General features: G+C 64.6%; 13 protein-coding genes. 5 read left to right on the top strand and 8 right to left on the bottom strand.

Features of this window, described 5'->3' with window-relative positions:
• Window positions 1–6: 6 nt before the first annotated feature.
• Both CVM73_RS10275 and CVM73_RS10270 read right to left on the bottom strand, forming a co-directional pair.
• On the bottom strand, window positions 7–1,023 hold the full coding sequence (locus tag CVM73_RS10275) for a transporter (RefSeq protein WP_100231880.1): 1,017 nt from the start codon (window positions 1,021–1,023) through the stop codon (window positions 7–9).
• A gap of 110 nt (window positions 1,024–1,133) precedes the next feature.
• Window positions 1,134–1,907: an acetoacetate decarboxylase gene (locus tag CVM73_RS10270; RefSeq protein ID WP_100231879.1), complete on the bottom strand. Its 774-nt coding sequence runs from the start codon at window positions 1,905–1,907 to the stop codon at window positions 1,134–1,136.
• A gap of 231 nt (window positions 1,908–2,138) precedes the next feature.
• Between CVM73_RS10270 and CVM73_RS10265 the strand changes: the two genes are divergently transcribed.
• The gene (locus tag CVM73_RS10265) at window positions 2,139–3,314 is read left to right on the top strand and encodes a patatin-like phospholipase family protein (protein ID WP_100231878.1); all 1,176 of its coding nucleotides are present in this window, start codon (window positions 2,139–2,141) and stop codon (window positions 3,312–3,314) included.
• Window positions 3,315–3,516: 202 nt separating this feature from the next.
• On the opposite strand, the gene CVM73_RS10260 is transcribed toward CVM73_RS10265, so the two are convergent.
• Window positions 3,517–3,984 (bottom strand): hypothetical protein, encoded by a 468-nt coding sequence (locus CVM73_RS10260; RefSeq protein ID WP_245452275.1) that lies wholly within the window; start codon window positions 3,982–3,984, stop codon window positions 3,517–3,519.
• A 182-nt stretch (window positions 3,985–4,166) separates the two neighbouring features.
• On the opposite strand from CVM73_RS10260, the gene CVM73_RS10255 reads away from it, so the two are divergent.
• Window positions 4,167–5,642 carry an FAD-binding oxidoreductase gene (locus CVM73_RS10255; protein ID WP_100231876.1) on the top strand — a complete coding sequence of 492 codons (1,476 nt, stop codon included), beginning with the start codon at window positions 4,167–4,169 and terminating at the stop codon, window positions 5,640–5,642.
• A 321-nt stretch (window positions 5,643–5,963) separates the two neighbouring features.
• Here CVM73_RS10255 and CVM73_RS10245 read toward each other — a convergent pair whose 3' ends face one another.
• The 5 genes from CVM73_RS10245 to CVM73_RS10230 form a co-directional block, all read right to left on the bottom strand.
• Entirely contained in the window at window positions 5,964–6,569 is a 606-nt protein-coding gene (locus CVM73_RS10245; protein WP_167406754.1) for a hypothetical protein, read from the bottom strand.
• 253 nt (window positions 6,570–6,822) lie between these two features.
• Window positions 6,823–6,987: a hypothetical protein gene (locus CVM73_RS39695; protein ID WP_158237563.1), complete on the bottom strand. Its 165-nt coding sequence runs from the start codon at window positions 6,985–6,987 to the stop codon at window positions 6,823–6,825.
• A gap of 59 nt (window positions 6,988–7,046) precedes the next feature.
• A complete protein-coding gene (locus tag CVM73_RS10240) occupies window positions 7,047–8,744 on the bottom strand; it encodes a GMC family oxidoreductase (RefSeq protein ID WP_100231874.1) in 1,698 nt (565 codons plus the stop codon).
• A gap of 266 nt (window positions 8,745–9,010) precedes the next feature.
• A complete protein-coding gene (locus CVM73_RS10235) occupies window positions 9,011–10,570 on the bottom strand; it encodes an acyl-CoA carboxylase subunit beta (protein ID WP_100231873.1) in 1,560 nt (519 codons plus the stop codon).
• Window positions 10,500–11,474, bottom strand: coding sequence for an IclR family transcriptional regulator (locus CVM73_RS10230; protein ID WP_100231872.1), 975 nt, complete (start codon window positions 11,472–11,474; stop codon window positions 10,500–10,502). The genes CVM73_RS10235 and CVM73_RS10230 overlap by 71 nt, the downstream gene beginning before the upstream one ends.
• Before the next feature lie 94 nt (window positions 11,475–11,568).
• Between CVM73_RS10230 and CVM73_RS10225 the strand changes: the two genes are divergently transcribed.
• The 3 genes from CVM73_RS10225 (at window position 11,569) to CVM73_RS10210 (ending at window position 15,446) form a co-directional block, all read left to right on the top strand.
• Window positions 11,569–11,790 carry an acyl-CoA carboxylase biotin carboxyl carrier protein subunit gene (locus CVM73_RS10225; RefSeq protein ID WP_100231871.1) on the top strand — a complete coding sequence of 74 codons (222 nt, stop codon included), beginning with the start codon at window positions 11,569–11,571 and terminating at the stop codon, window positions 11,788–11,790.
• A 167-nt stretch (window positions 11,791–11,957) separates the two neighbouring features.
• Complete coding sequence (locus tag CVM73_RS10220) at window positions 11,958–13,124, top strand: TAXI family TRAP transporter solute-binding subunit (protein WP_100231870.1); 1,167 nt, start codon at window positions 11,958–11,960, stop codon at window positions 13,122–13,124.
• A 246-nt stretch (window positions 13,125–13,370) separates the two neighbouring features.
• Window positions 13,371–15,446 carry a TRAP transporter permease gene (locus tag CVM73_RS10210; protein ID WP_100231932.1) on the top strand — a complete coding sequence of 692 codons (2,076 nt, stop codon included), beginning with the start codon at window positions 13,371–13,373 and terminating at the stop codon, window positions 15,444–15,446.
• Window positions 15,447–15,459 lie beyond the last annotated feature (13 nt).

Below are 15,459 nucleotides of genomic sequence, written 5' to 3'. Positions count from 1 at the left end.
CATACGCTACTTGAATATGCCCGTCCGCCGCATGAAGAGATAGGCCGCAGCAACCGAGGAGGCCATCAGCACCGCCGCCCAGAGGAATCCGGTCTCGACCTCGGTGAGCGGCAGGCCCTTGGTGTTCATGCCGAAGATCCCGGTGACCAGCGTCGGCGGCAGCAGCAGCGAGGTTACGATCGAGAGCGTGTGGAGGTGGCGATTGCTCTCCTCCTCGTTCTTGAAACGCAGCTCCTCCTCGAGCAGCCGGCTGCGTTCGCGCAATTCGACGATGTCGTGATCGAGGCCGTCGAGCCGCTGCGCCAGCTTGCCGGCGTGGATGCGCAACGCCGGCGACAGGCGATCGGTGTTCTTCTGGTCGAGGCGGTGGAACAACACGCGCAGGCCGGTGAGCTGCCGATGCAACCTGACGCAGGTGCGGCGCAGCCGGCCGAGATTGCGGCGCATCTCCGGCCTGGTATCGTCAGCGAGAATCCGCTCCTCGATGCCGTCGATCTCCTGCCCGAGCTTGTCGGCCATCCTGTCAAGCGTGTCGGCGACCTCGTCGACGATCTTTTCCAGGAGATGGGCGACATTGTCGACGCGGTAGCCGCCTTCGAGCACGCGGCGCGTCGCCTCCGCCGAGCATAGGGCGTGATGGCGGCCGCTGACCAGGAGATGCTCGGTCATGGCGAAGCGCAGGAACGCGGCCTCTTCCGTCGGACTATCGATCTCGCGGACGAGATCGGAGAACACGCCGTAGACGCAATGATCGATGACGTGAAGCTGCTGGAACGTGTCGTTCGACAGCAAGAGCTCGCGCGCGAGCGGCGGCAGCGTTGATCCCGCGATCCACGGCCGCACGCGCGCATCCGTCAGGTTGAAGTGCAGCCAGAGCCGGCCGTCATGGCTGAACTCGATCGGCTGGTCGATCGGCAGCGCCTCGGCGCTGCCGTCGCCGTGCAGGCGGAACGCCCAGACGAGTCCGGGAATGGCTGGGTCAGTGTTCGATAGCGCGCTGACTAGCTTCGCCGGCTCAGCCATGGCCAACCCCAACCGTCAACAATGCCCCGTATCCGGAAGATGGCTGACGGCATCTTCCGGACCCCACGCGGGTACTCAATTACGCCAGTGTTACAGTTTGATGATGGACCCTACTCCGCCGCCAGCCCGGTTGCCTCGGCCTCCCTGACGTAGTCGTGCACGACACGGCCGAACGGCAGCGTCAGGTCGGCGATGTAATGATGTGCGCCGAGGCAGCGCCGGACCGGGAAATCCGCGACCGGCGCATTGACATGCGGCACCAGATGCAAGCGGCCGGGGCCCATCCACGAGCCCTTCGGCACGATGTCGATGAGGTTGATGGCGACGAGCTGGCAGACCTCCAGACGGCCATCGACGCCCGGGATCATCTTCAGGTTGACCTGCGCCTTCGACAGCGTGGCGCGGGTGCGATCGCCGTTGCCGGCCATGCTCTCGTGCTTGTAGCCCATGGTGCCCATGGCGACGAGCTGGCCGGCATACTCCAGCGTGCCCGTCAGCGTGTCCTTGACGATCTCGAGCTTGGGATGGGCGTACTTCTTCGGAAAGCCCCAGATCTCGCGGCCGGCCGCGATCGGCGGGTCGTCGTCCAGATACATCTGGGAGACGAAGTTGACCTCCTCGCCGTTGAGGCGCGCCGGGATGACGAGGCCTGACTCGGTGTAGCTGCCGAAGCCGGAGGAATCAGGCATCTTGATCCATTCGTAATGCACGATCGGCTGGTCGATCGGCTCCAGCGGCTCGGGCAGGCCGGCGCGGATCAGCTCTGGATCGGTCTCGTAGGTGATGACGAGGAATTCGCGGTTGACGAAACGATAGGGCCCGGCGGGATAGCTCGGCCCGGCCGCGGGCATCGACGGAAGTCTCAGCACCTCTTCCCTGCGCATCGGTCTCTCCTGCTGTGTGATGTCTCTGATGGCCGCCCGGCAGCGTCATGCGGTGATGGAAATTGCTAGCCGGCCTCATTGACTGCGATGTGAAGGATTTCCGTCAGGCACGCGACCGCTGCCATTCCCGCAGCAGCCACCGTGCATGCAGCCGATGCATCGGCACCAACTCTGTCATCACGCCGTCACCGCGGGACGCAATCGTTTGGGAATACGCGAGGGAGACGCACCATGGACGCCCGCACGTCGCAACCGATGCATTCGACACATCAGCCGCCGGCGCACGGCTGGCGTCCCGAGCGCTGCGACCGGGTCGCGCTGGTGCTGCAAGGCGGCGGCGCGCTCGGCGCCTACCAGGCCGGCGTCTACCAGGCGCTGCACGAGGCCGGCATCGAGCCGGACTGGGTCTGCGGCGTCTCGATCGGCGCGATCAACTCCGCCATCATCGCCGGCAACAAGCCGGAGAAGCGGCTGGAGGCGCTGCGCATTTTCTGGGAGCGCATCACCAACCGCAAGATCTGGCACTACACGCCCGATGGCGACATCTTCCGCCAGTGGCGCAATCTCACCAGCGCGTGGATGACGTCGGCACTGGGGCAGCCCGGCTTCTTCACCCCGCACCAGGTCAATCCCTGGCTCAGCCCGGTCGGCGCGCGGACCGCGACCAGCTATTACGACACGATGCCGCTGAAGGAGAGCCTCAACGAGCTCGTCGACTTCGATCTGATCAACGAGAAGAAGGTCCGCTTCGCGGTCGGCGCGGTGAACGTGCTCTCGGGCAACTTCATCTATTTCGACAACGCCCATGACGAGATCGAGCCGGAGCACGTCATGGCCTCCGGCGCCCTGCCCCCGGCGCTGCCGATGGTGCGGATCGGCACCGATCATTTCTGGGACGGCGGCATCGTCTCCAACACGCCGCTCCAGCATCTGCTCGACCAGGAGGATGCGCTCAATTCGCTGGTGTTCCAGGTCGACCTGTTCAGCGCGCGCGGCGTGCTGCCGCGCTCGATCCAGGACGTCATGGCCCGCCACAAGGACATCATGTATTCCTCGCGCACCCGCCACAACACCGACGTCTACCGCCGCACCCACAATCTCAAGGTCCTGCTCTACAAGGCGCTGGCGAAGCTCCCGGACGAGCAGCTCTCCGACGAGGAGCGCAAGCTCAAGGCGAGCCTGTGCAACATGCCGGAGATCGCGATCCTGCATCTGATCTACCAGCAGAAGGCCTATGAGGGCGACGCCAAGGACCACGAATTCTCTGGCACCTCGATGCGCGAGCACTGGACCTCTGGCTACGAGGACACCAAGCGCACCCTGAAGCGCCGCGACTGGATCAAGATGCCGGACGAAGGCATGGGCCTCGTGGTGCACGACGTGCACCGGGAGACGGAGTGGGCGTGAGGCGCCTTCCGGCTGGCCGCTCAAGCAAAAAGTGCAAAAACAACCCCATGCACAGTAGCCGGGGCGTGACGGATCAATGACTTAGCCTAGTGCGTCGCGAGCGCCATTTGACACGTCGGGCAACACAGTGGCATTATGCGATTATTCCGAATTCACTCGGCGTGCGCCCGGAGGCAGTGGTGCCGATGAACGAAGGTCGAGGTCACTTCGCTTCCTTGTTCAATTCGATCGCGACCTCCGACATCCAGGACCCCGGTGCCTCCATCAGAAAGGATTGACGATTGCTCTTGGTCTGGATCGTCACCAGCGCGGCCACCGTGTTCCCCTCAATTCGCGCCTCGATCAGGCCATCCTTGTTCGTGCCGTAGACCTTGCCGCCCTGTCGATATTCGCTCTCGAACCAGTTGCCGGAAAGCTCCGTCCCGCTCTGCTCGATGTTCGCGGATAGGACCATCTTGTACGCATCGCTTGCGCAGCGTAGATCAAGTGTCAGCGACCGCCCCGGCCTGGTGACGTTGTACGCCACCTTGCAGCGGACCTTCTCACGCGGACCATCCGACGGCTTCATCGTGCCGATGCCCGACCAAGCGCCGGCCAGACTGTCGAACACCGGCTCCGCGCACAACGGGCTGATGCCGATAAGCACGAGGCAGGCCGCGCCGATGCCCATGCGCGCCGCCGGAAACTTCAATAACATTCTGCCGATCCTGATTCCGCAAAGTCTGGGCGCGTCCTACGCCGGAACAGCCGCGGGATGTTGACGAAGCTGTTTAGAAATGTTGCAAAGATTGCCCGAACGTTGCCGGGATCGGCACATCGAGTACACACCAAGATGTACCCAGGGGAAACGAAATGCCGGCTGCCTTCCTATCCTCCGATCCCATCATCCCGACCGCTCCTGTGACCGCCGAGATGCGCGATGCCTTGCGCGCGATCGTGGGCGAGAAGGGCCTGATCGAGGACGAGCACGGCAAGCAGCCGTTCGTGACGGATTGGCGGGGATTGCTGGTTGGCGGTGCCGGCGCGGTCGTTCGGCCCGGCAGCACCGAGGAAGTCTCTAGGGTCGTGCGGCTCTGCCATGAGCACGGCATCGCGATCGTGCCGCAGGGTGGCAACACCGGCCTGATGGGCGGGGCGACGCCCTGGCCTGCGCACACCGGCATCGTGCTGTCGCTCGGCCGCATGAACCGCGTGCTGGACGTCGACCCCGTCGGCTATGCGATGACGGTCGAGGCCGGCTGCGTGCTGCAGACGCTTCAGGAGACCGCAAGCCAGCACGACAGGTTCCTGCCGCTCAGCCTCGGCGCCCAGGGCTCGTGCATGATCGGCGGCAACCTCTCGACCAACGCGGGCGGCGTGCAAGTGCTGCGCTATGGCAATGCCCGCAACCTCGTGCTGGGGCTCGAGGTCGTCCTGCCCAACGGCGAGGTCTGGGACGGATTGCGCGCGCTCAAGAAGGACAACACCGGCTACGACCTCAAGCATCTGTTCATGGGCGCCGAAGGCACGCTGGGCATCATCACCAAGGCCGTGCTCAAGCTATGGCCCGCACCGAAGGACGTCTGCACCGCGTGGCTGGCGATCCGGGATCCACGCGCGGCCCTGGAGATCCTGTCCGAAGCCCACAGCGCTTCCGAAGACAATGTCGGCTCCTGCGAGCTGATGAGCCGCAGCGCGATCGACATGGTGCTGCGCCATATCCCCGGCACCCAGGATCCGCTCAAGGCGGAGACGCCATGGTATCTCCTGCTCGAATGGTCGTCGGCGCGCCCACGCCGGGACGGGACCGAGGGCATGTCCGAGAAGCTGGAGCAGTTTCTCGCCGATCAGCTCGAGGCCGGCCGGGTGCTCGATGCCGCGATCGCTCATACGGTCGGCCAGTCGCGCAACATGTGGCGCATCCGGGAGGGTGTCGCCGAGGCCTCCCGGGCCGAAGGACCTGGGCTGAGCTACGACGTGTCGGTGGCGATCTCCCGCATACCGGAGTTCATCGACAAGGGTACCAAGGCCGTGCTCGACATTCTCCCGAGCATCAGGCCCTACCCGCTCGGACACATCGGCGACGGCAATCTGCATTTCTCGTTCATGGGGCCGGTGGGCATGGATCAGCAGACGCTGGCGCAATACAAGGGCGCCATCACGCGGGCCGTCAACGATCTCATCACCTCGATGGGTGGCTCGATCTCGGCGGAGCACGGCATCGGCGTCGAGAAGCTCGACGAGCTCAGCCACTACCGGTCGAAGACCGAGCTCGACATCATGCGAACCATCAAGCGGGCGCTCGATCCGCAGAACATCATGAATCCCGGCAAGGTTCTGCGGCTGTGATCGACGCTGCGCCCGGCGCCGACAATTGCTCCAGCGTGCAGGGCTATCGCATATGATCTGTTGGAACGGTCTGAGCAAGCGCCTCGTCCTTCGAGACGACCGCTTCCAGCGGTCTCCTCAGGATGAGGCTAATTGGCATCGGGCCCGCTGAAGCTGCTGCAGCGTACTCCGCCCTCATCCTGAGGAGCCCGCCAAAGCGGGCGTCTCGAAGGATGGCTGCAGGGATCCGTTCCCACATGCGATTACTCCGGTCCAGCGTCGGTGGGTCGCAAAGCTATTGCGCCCCACCCACGGTCTTGTCGAGAGTGGCGTCTGCCGTCCTCAAGCCACCGAACCGCCGCGCGGATTGACGATCGTATAGCCTCGCAATGAACGCGCGTGGATTCGCGTCGCGCGCCCGCCCGAGTTGGCGTCATAGGCCATCCAGACGTCGCCTCCGAGGTGCTGCTCCAGGACGAAAACGTGTCCTCGTCGCGCAGCAACCATTCCTGGTGCGGGTGATGTCCGCGGAAAGCGCAGCCAGTTGGACGCAAGATTCAACTCCGGCACGATACGGCCGAACACGCGCAAAGCCGCGCCGCAGCCGCAGAAGGACGAGGGGCAACCGGCCGGACGGCCACCGACAATGCGTACGCCAATGCGTACGCCGGAGACATCGGAGACGGCCGCCGGCGCGGCGGTGCTCCCAGCATCGGTCACTGTCAGTTGCGTCGAGCGGTAGGCTTGCAGCGAGGGCTTGGAAATCAGTGAGGATCTGGAAGCTAGTGAGGACCTGGAAGTCCGCTCGCGTCGCGTCTGCGAATACGAGAAGTCGCAGGGCATGCTGACATTGCATTCAGGAGCTTGATGAATGCGATAAGGCCGCGCCTCCGAAGCGGCAGACCCCAGGGCAACGAAGAGGCACGCAGAAAATACTCGCTTGAACATTGCAGGACTCCAATGAGAGACCCTGCCCCGGACAACGAGAGACCAATAACAGTTTGGCTGAAATGGGCCTAAAGAGCGGCTGAAAATCGCTGCATTGCGCGACACGACCTGCAATCGTGCCATAGCCTACACGTAGCGACCGAGATGATTCACGCGCAGCGCACGAATGCACGCTGGGTGCGCGCTGTTTGCGGCATGCAATCAAATCCGGTTCGCATCCGGAGCGTTGCGGAAGACACCTGGTTGGCGCTTCCTAGCGTGCAGGCGAACGCGGAATCTCCCATTGCTGAAGACGGTCGATTGATGCCTGGCGCTCGTGCTGGCCCAGCCAAATCGTGAGGAGAACCAGCGCGCCGGCGAGAGCGCCGATGCCGAAATACAGGTTTCTCATGCGCGTTGAATGCAGCACGCCGGACAAGGTTCCTATCAGCGCTCCTCTTCCCTCTACTGCCCCGGATAACCAGAAGCGGCTGCCGCTCACGTCATGATCGCGGCCGCAATCTTCTCCGCCGACATCAGGACCGGGAAGTTGGTGTTGGCGCATGGCACCACCGGGAAGATCGAGGCGTCGACGACGCGAAGGCCCTGCATGCCCTTGACGCGGCCCTGATGATCGACCACCGCCATCGGATCGTTGGCGTGGCCCATCCGGCAAGAGCACGAGGCGTGCCAGACGCCGATCGTCGCCTTGCGCACGAAGGCTTCCAGCGCCTCGTCGTCGTTCATCACCTGATCGAAGGTGAAGCCTTCCACCACGAAATTGTCGATCATGTAGTGACGCAGCGCCGCCGGACCGTCCATCAAGGCCGCGGCGATCGTGGTGAGAATCCTGTTCCTGGTGTTGACGACGCCGATCTTGCGGACGCGATCGGTATAGGCGGCCGGGAACGGCTTGTCCGTCACCTTCCTGACGACCTCGCTCATCTGCACGGCCGCCATCTTGCGGAAGCCGCTCATCAGGCGATCGAGATCGCGCCGGTCGGACAGCAGGTTGAACTCGACGATCGGCTCTGCCGAGGGATCGCGCGAGGCAAGCTTGACCTGTCCGGTCTCGGAATAGGTCTTGTTGACGAAGGTCAGGAGCGAGCCGATCTGCGCGCCGACGGCGTGCCAGGCCGACTTGCTGATGACGACGACGAACATGTCGCCCTTGGGCACATCAGGCAACCCGGAGGAATAGCGCAGGCCAAGCTGCATGTGGCGCCTGGTGTGCTCGTTCATGCGCGCGCCGCGGCGGACAAAGGACGACAGCGAGATCGAAGGATGATCCATCAGGCGCTGGCCGACGCCCGGCAAGCCCATCAGCACGGGAATGCCCATATCCTTGAGATGGCCGACCGGGCCGATGCCGGCGCGGAGCAGATGCGCCGGCGAATGGATGGCGCCGCTGGAGAGAATGATCTCGCGTCCGCGGAATTCCTGCTCGCGTCCGTCAACGAGTGCCTTCACGCCGACACAGCGCGTACCGTCGAACAGCAGCTCCCGCACTTGCGTGTTGGTGGAGATCGCAAGGTTCGTACGCGCGCGGGTGTCGCGATCGAGATAACCCATGGCGGCCGAGACGCGCTGCTCGGCCTGGTTGGAATGCGTCACCGGGAAATAGCCGTCGACGAACTCGCCGTTCTGGTCGGGCACGAACTGGTGGCCGGCCTGCTGGAAGGCTTGCGCGAACGCCTCCGAATGCTGCGTCCAGTGCTCCCGCGGGATGCGGCGGACCGGGATCCGGCCGTCCTTGCCGTGATACGGTCCGTCGAAGTCGAGATCGCGTTCGACCTTCTTGAAGAAGGGCAGCACGTCGGCCCACGACCAGCCCTCGGCGCCCCGCGCCTGCCATTCGTCGTAGTCGGTCGGCGCGCCGCGATTGGCCATCTGACCGTTGATCGACGAGCCGCCGCCCAGCACGCGCGCCTGCTCGTACTTGCGTAACGGCGGACGCGATTCGTTGGGATTGTTGTGGCTGACGAGCTGCGTCGTGACCTTGAGCTCGGTCCAGTGGAAGCGCGGATCGAAATAGGCCGTGCCCGGATAGCTGTCCCTGATCTCGGCAGGCTCGTTGCCGGGTGGTGTGTCCTGCCCGGCCTCGCACAGCAGGACCTTGTTGGCGCTCCTGGCGGAGAGCCGGTGGGCCAGCACGGACCCCGCCGAGCCGCCGCCCACGATGATGAAGTCGTACACGATTGGCGCTTCCTGTTGTTTTTGTTGGCGGAGCTTAGCGCGTTATTGTTTTGTCGTGGAAGGGCTTTGGATTGCGCCGGCGCTACCTTCACTCTCGTGTCCCGGACGCGCTGCAACGCCTTAGGCGTTGCGGCGCTGAGCCGGGACCCAGGAGACTGCGAGCACGCTGTTGCATGGGCCCCGGCTCTGCAGCGCACCACCGCCGGACGATGCTTCGCATCTCCGGCGGCGCTGCGCTGCGTCCGGGGCACGAGCGGCACAAGGATCTACGGCCTGATCGAAAAATTCTCCGGCGGTCCTGGCTTGCGCAGCGGCTCGGCGGGACGTGCGAATTCGCACAGGAGCGACCGCGTCTTCCTGGGATCGATGATCTCCTCGACCCAGAATTTCTCGGCCGAGCGGAACGGCGAGCGCAGCTTGTTGAGGCGCTCCTCGATCTCCTTCAGCTTCGCCGTTTTGTCTTCCGCCGCGTCGATGTCGGCGCGGTAGGCGGCCTCGATGCCGCCTTCGAGCGGGAGCGAGCCCCAATAGGCCGACGGCCAGGCGTAGCGGATGGAGAAGCGGTCGGCCGGCTGATGCACGACGCCGGCGACGCCGAACGCGTTGCGCAGGATCACGGTGCACCAGGGCACGGTGGTCTGGTTCACCGCGGCCATGACGCGGACGCCGTGGCGGATGGTGGCCGCCTTCTCGGCATCGAGGCCGATCATGAAGCCGGGGCAATCCATGAGATAGACGATCGGCAGATGAAAGGTTTCCGCGAAGTCGACCCAGCGCACCACCTTCTGGCAGGCATCCGCGGTCCAGGAGCCGCCATAGTGAAAGCTGTCGCTGGCCAGCAGCAGCACCGCCCTGCCCTCGAGCCGCGCGAGGCCGACGATGATGGGCTTGCCAAAATTCCTGGAGACCTCGAAGAAGGAGCCCTTGTCGACGACGGACTCGATGATGGGCCGCATCTTGTAGACCTGCTTGCGGTTGCGCGGCACCGCATTCATGAGCGCTTCGTCGCTGCGCTCGGGATTGTCGGTGCAGGGCAAGGTCGGCGGCAGCTCGTAGACCGATGATGGCAGGTAAGAGAGGAAACGCCGCGCGCAGGCGAACGCCTCCTCCTCGGTATCGACCGCATGATCGATCGCGCCGGCGCGGGTCTGGATCTCGGCGCCGCCGAGCTCCTCCTTGGAAAGATCCTGCCCCAGCGCCTTCACCACCGGCGGCCCCGCGACGAACATCGCGGACTTCCGCGTCATGATGGAATAGTGGCTGGACGCGAGACGCGCGGCACCAAGGCCTGCGACCGAGCCGAGGCCGAGCGCGACCACGGGCACGCGCGACAGATTCTCGGTCGTGAAGCGATACCAGCGCGTACCGCCGATGCCGCCCGGCAAGTTGGCCGCGCCCTTGGTCTCGATGGTCTTGACCGAGCCGCCGCCGCCGGAGCCCTCGATGATGCGGACGATGGGCAGGCGGAAGTCGTGCGCCATCTCCTCCGCCATCAGCGGTTTTGCGGAAATCGACGCATCCGCCGAGCCGCCGCGGACCGTAAAATCGTCGCCGACCACGACCACGGTGCGGCCGTCGACGCGCGCGCGGCCGAACACGCAGTTCGCCGGCGTCAATTTCTGCAGCTCGCCGCTGGTATCGTACTCACCGATGCCGGAGACGGCACCGATCTCGTGAAAGCTGCCTTTGTCGATCAGCTTGTCGATACGCTCCCGAACAGTCAGTCGGCCCTGGTCATGCTGTCGCTTGACCTTGTCAACGCCGCCCATCTCCCGCGCGAAGGCTTCGCGCCGGGCGAGCTCGTCGAGTTCCGGCTTCCAGTTCATTCACTCCCTCCGACTTGATCGGCTTGTTATTGTTGTGCACGGCCATGGCGACCGGCTTACGCGAGATACGGCTGCTGAAGGCGTCGCCTTCCGCGCCCTCCATCAGGCTGCCGAGCGAGCGGCCGAGCGCGAGCATCAGCGGGGCGACTTCGTCATGCAGACGCTGCTCGTCATACATCGCCGACAGAAGGCCGATCGTGATCACCACGAAGGTCTGGTATTGCGGCGACCAGATCGGCACCGCGAGGCCGTTGATGTGCGGGCTCCAGAGGCCGCAGGCCACGACATAGCCGCGCTCGCGCAGCGACTGCCGGTTGGCCTCGATGCGGGGCTTGAGAATCTTGGCAGCCTCGGGGGCTTCCCGCTCCATGTCTGCAACGAAGGCATCGCCGACTTCCGGCGCCAGGGCCGCGGTGTAGGCCGCGCCAGCGGCGGTCGAGGCCATCGAGATGCGGCTGCCGGTGCCCTCGTGCAGGCCGAGTGCGCTCGCCGAGCGCGCGAACAGGAGATAGACGAGATGGAAGCGATCGGGCACGACGAAGCCGACGGTGCCCGGCAATTGCTCGGCCACTTCCTGGAGCCGTTGCCGGATCATGCTGCGCAGCTGCGCGCCCTTCATCATCGAGGCGCTCATCGCCACCGCGCTCGGGCCGATGCGATATTTCTGATCGCGCGGGAGATACACGAGCTGGCCCATGCGCGTCAGCGTGTGCGTGAGCCGCGATACCGTCGAGCGCGGCAGACCGCAGCGGTTTGAAATCTCGAGATTGCCGAGCCTCGCCTCGTGGCCCTCGAAGCATCGCAACACGTCGAACGCGCGCGAGACCACCTGGATGACATCACCCTCACCGGCATCGCCAGCGAGCGCGCCTTGCCTACTCAACCGCTCCGATCGTCGTCCCATGTTTCCTACCGTCTGTTCCGCTCTGCGGAATTAAATTCCGCTTGCAGACGACGCTACCTCAGGCATTTTGCGACGACAACAAAAAGGCGATGGCATGCCAGAAATTAAGATCGTGACGGAGGTCGCGGGACGCATCTGCGCAACTCCCGTGCAAGTTGGAGGAACCGTCGCAGATGGCGATTACGTTGTGGTGGTCGAAGCGATGAAGATGGAAATACCTGTGCCGTCGCCTGCGAACGGAACGATCACATCGCTTCTGGTGAAGCTCAACGACCTCGTTGCGGAGGGACAGGCGATCGCGATCGTCACGAGTTGAGCGCTTTATCCGGTCATTTCCGCGACAATCTGTCAGCCGCATTCCTGCATGCGCAGCACGGCGTTGCCATCGCTTGATGGCAGTGACATGATCTGTTGCAAACAAAACGTTGTTTCAAACAAAGAAAGAAAATCCTCGCGGCAAAACGGGGATCATTGGAGGGAAACATGCTTCGTGGGCTGCTCGTGCTCGCGCCTGCCTTGGTGGCGGGCATTTCTTTTGCGTCTACACGCTATGCGTTCGCCGAAGACATCAAGCTACCGGCGACGTTGACGTTCACCGCCTATGACACCGGCACCGCCGGCTTCAACATCGCGGTCGGCGTCGGCAAGATGATGAAGGACAAATACGGCACCGACGTGCGCGTGCTCCCCGCAGGCAACGACGTTGCCCGCCTCGCGCCGCTGCGCGCCAAGCGCGCGGCCTCCGCGGCGATGGGATCGGGCACTTACTTCGCACAAGAAGGCGTGTTCGAGTTCGGCTCGAAGGAATGGGGACCGCAGCCGCTGCAGATCCTGCTCTCGACCGTCGACTGCAATTGCGGCTCGCTTGCGGTGGCCGCCGACACCGGCGTGAAGGAGCTGAAGGACCTCAGGGGCAAGCGCGTCGGCTTCGTGGTCGGCTCGCCCGCTCTGAATCAGAATTCGCTGGCCGTACTCGCCTTCGCAGGGCTGACGCAGAAGGACGTCAAGGCCGTCGAGTTCGCAAGCTACGGGGCGATGTGGAAAGGGCTGATCAACAACGACGTCGATGCCGCCTTCGGCACCACCATCACCGGCCCCGCCAAGGAAGCCGAGACTTCGCCGCGCGGCCTGATCTGGCCGCCGCTGCCCGCCAAGGACAAGGAAGGCTGGGCGCGAATGCAGAAGGTCGGTTCGTTCTTCTTCCCGCAGACTGCGACCTGCGGCGCCGGCATCTCGCCGGAGAAGCCGGTCGAGCTCGGCAACTATCCCTACCCGATCTTCGTCGCCTACGCCTCGCAGCCGGCCGACCAGGTCTACGCAGTCACCAAGGCGATGATCGTGAACTACGACGCCTACAAGGATTCCGCGCCCGGCGCCGGCGGGCTCGCGGCCGACCGCCAGACCAAGAACTGGGTGGTGCCGGTGCATCCCGGCGCGGTGAAGGCGCTGAAGGAAGCCGGACAATGGAGCGATGCGCAGGACGCGCACAACAACAAGCTGATCAAGCGGCAGGAGGTGCTGGCCGCGGCGTGGGCCGATTACGGCAAGTCCAATCCGCCTTCGGATGACAAGGCCTTCCTCGACGGCTGGATGAAGGCGCGCGCTGCGGCGCTTGCCAAGGCCGGCATGCCGAACGGGTTCGAGGAATAGAATGCGATGCTGTTGGGTTTGATCGTTGCTGCGCGGGAAGTGCGCTCCCTCTCCCGCTTGCGGGAGAGGGTTGGGGAGAGGGTATTTCCGCGGTGGGATTCCCCCAGAGGAGAAAGCCCTCACCCGGCGCTGCGCGCCGACCTCTCCCGCAAGCGGGAGAGGTTAAGCACGCCCGCGGCGCGATCGATTCAACCAACAACCAATTTCCTTTAGTCAACGGTTAGCAGCCCACGCGCGGGGTCGATGATGTCTTCTGCTTCCAACTCCACCTCCCCGCAAGACGAGGCCAAGCGGGTCGTGTTCGACGATCCGCATGGCGCCGCCGGCAATATGCAGGAGGCGGAGGTGACGCGCGTGCGCACGTTGCGCGGCGCCTGGCGCTGGGCGCTGGTGGCGGCGACCGCGGCGACCATCCTGCTCTGCATCAACCAGCAATTCTCGCTGCGCTTCTTCATCGGCTACACCCAGCTCAACACCGAGTATTTCTATCTCCTGATCGCGTTGATGCTGCCGTTCACCTTCCTGATCTTTCCGGGCACCGAGCGCGCGCCGCTCGACCGGATCCCCTGGTACGACCTCGCCCTCTTCGTCGCGACGTTCGCGGCATCCCTCATGCTGATGTCGAACGTGCGCAAGGCGGCGGAGGCCGGCTGGGAATTCGGCGGCGCCCCGAACGGCGTGATCGCCGCAGGCCTCGTTATGTGGGTGATGCTGATGGAGGCGCTGCGCCGTACCGGCGGCTGGAGCCTGCTGCTCAGCGTGCTCCCCTTCACCGTCTATCCGCTGTTCGCCGAGGCCGGCTGGCTCGGGCCGTTCCGCGGCACGCAATCGACGCTCGAGCAGGCGACCGCCTATCATGTGCTCTCCGGCGAAAGCCTGCTCGGCATTCCCATTCAAGCCTTCGCCGATACCGTGATCGGCTTCCTGGTGTTCGGCACCGCGCTGATGATGACGGGCGCGGGAAAATTCTTCATCAACCTCGCCTTCGCGCTGTGCGGCACCTTCCGCGGCGGCGCCGCGAAGGTCTGCATCTTTGCCAGCGGCCTGCTCGGCATGATGTCGGGCTCGATCATCTCCAACGTGCTGACCGCCGGCACCATGACCATCCCGGTCATGAAGAAGAGCGGTTTTCGCGCATCCTATGCCGGCGCGATCGAGGCCTGCGCCTCCACCGGCGCGGTGCTGGCCCCGCCGGTGATGGGCGCGACCGCCTTCGTGATCGCGCAATTCCTCAACGTCAGCTACGCCGACGTCGCGCTCGCCGCGATCATTCCGGCGGTGCTCTACTATGTCGGCCTGTTCATGCAGGTCGACGCCTATGCCGCCCGCCACAAGCTGAAGGGGATTCCGCGCGCCGAGCTGCCGCGCATCATGGATACGATCAAGGACGGCTGGTACTACGTCTTCGTCATCGCGCTCCTGATCGTGATGCTGCTCTACTTCAAGCGCGAGAGCCACGCGCCGTTCTATGCGACCGCGCTGCTCCTGGTGCTCAACCAGTTCTTCTCCAAGGACACGCGCTGGACGCTCGCGACCATCGGCAGGTTCCTGGAGGTGAACGGGCGCACCTTCGTGGAGCTGGTCGGCATTCTCGCCGGCTGCGGCCTCCTGATCGGGGCCTTCTCGATGACCGGCGTGGTCTCGAGCCTCGCCAACGACCTCTTGCATATTGCCGGCGACAACGCCTTCCTGCTGCTCGGCATGTGCGCCCTCACCAGCCTCATCCTCGGCCTCGGGCTGACGACGACGGCCTGCTACATCTTCCTCGCCATCCTGGTCGCGCCGGCGCTGGAGAAGCTCGGGCTCAACCGCATGGCCGTGCACATGTTCATCTTCTACTGGGGCATGCTGTCGTCGATCACGCCGCCGGTCGCGATCGCCTCCTTCGCAGCCGCCGGCATCGCCGGTTCGCCGGCGATGAAGACGGGCTGGGAATCGATGTGGGTCGGCAGCATCATCTATTTCCTGCCGTTCATCTTCGTGCTCAATCCGGCGCTGGTGCTGCAGGGGCCGAGCCCCTATCTCGCCGGCCTCGGCCTGATGGGCCTCGCCGCCTTCGGCACGCTGTTCATCTGCGGCGGCATCCAGGGCTACCAGCCCTTCGTCGGCGATCTGCGCGGCACAGGCAGCCTGGAATGGCCCATTCGCGTGCTGCTGGTGATCGGCGGCTTCGTGGTGGCGACCCCAGGCGGCGGCATCATGCCGCTGTCGCAGATGCAAGTGACCTTGCTGGGCCTCGGGATCCTGCTGCCGACGATCTTGGTCGCGCTTGTCCTGGTCCGACGCCAGCCTGCGATGCCGGACGGGTTGCGCGTGCCTTAATTGCGTTGCACAA

Source organism: Bradyrhizobium forestalis, from assembly GCF_002795245.1.
GTDB classification, from domain to species: domain Bacteria; phylum Pseudomonadota; class Alphaproteobacteria; order Rhizobiales; family Xanthobacteraceae; genus Bradyrhizobium; species Bradyrhizobium forestalis.
Note: the sequence above shows the minus strand (reverse complement) of the source record. Positions and strands in the feature narration are given on the sequence as shown.

What these genes read in the sequence shown, in the direction of transcription:
- CVM73_RS10275 (WP_100231880.1), bottom strand. Translation starts at nt 1,023, where the DNA reads ATGGCTGAGCCGGCGAAGCTAGTCAGCGCGCTATCGAACACTGACCCA.
- CVM73_RS10270 (WP_100231879.1), bottom strand. Translation starts at nt 1,907, where the DNA reads ATGCGCAGGGAAGAGGTGCTGAGACTTCCGTCGATGCCCGCGGCCGGG.
- CVM73_RS10265 (WP_100231878.1), top strand. Translation starts at nt 2,139, where the DNA reads ATGGACGCCCGCACGTCGCAACCGATGCATTCGACACATCAGCCGCCG.
- CVM73_RS10260 (WP_245452275.1), bottom strand. Translation starts at nt 3,984, where the DNA reads ATGGGCATCGGCGCGGCCTGCCTCGTGCTTATCGGCATCAGCCCGTTG.
- CVM73_RS10255 (WP_100231876.1), top strand. Translation starts at nt 4,167, where the DNA reads ATGCCGGCTGCCTTCCTATCCTCCGATCCCATCATCCCGACCGCTCCT.
- CVM73_RS10245 (WP_167406754.1), bottom strand. Translation starts at nt 6,569, where the DNA reads ATGTTCAAGCGAGTATTTTCTGCGTGCCTCTTCGTTGCCCTGGGGTCT.
- CVM73_RS10235 (WP_100231873.1), bottom strand. Translation starts at nt 10,570, where the DNA reads ATGAACTGGAAGCCGGAACTCGACGAGCTCGCCCGGCGCGAAGCCTTC.
- CVM73_RS10230 (WP_100231872.1), bottom strand. Translation starts at nt 11,474, where the DNA reads ATGGGACGACGATCGGAGCGGTTGAGTAGGCAAGGCGCGCTCGCTGGC.
- CVM73_RS10225 (WP_100231871.1), top strand. Translation starts at nt 11,569, where the DNA reads ATGCCAGAAATTAAGATCGTGACGGAGGTCGCGGGACGCATCTGCGCA.
- CVM73_RS10220 (WP_100231870.1), top strand. Translation starts at nt 11,958, where the DNA reads ATGCTTCGTGGGCTGCTCGTGCTCGCGCCTGCCTTGGTGGCGGGCATT.
- CVM73_RS10210 (WP_100231932.1), top strand. Translation starts at nt 13,371, where the DNA reads ATGTCTTCTGCTTCCAACTCCACCTCCCCGCAAGACGAGGCCAAGCGG.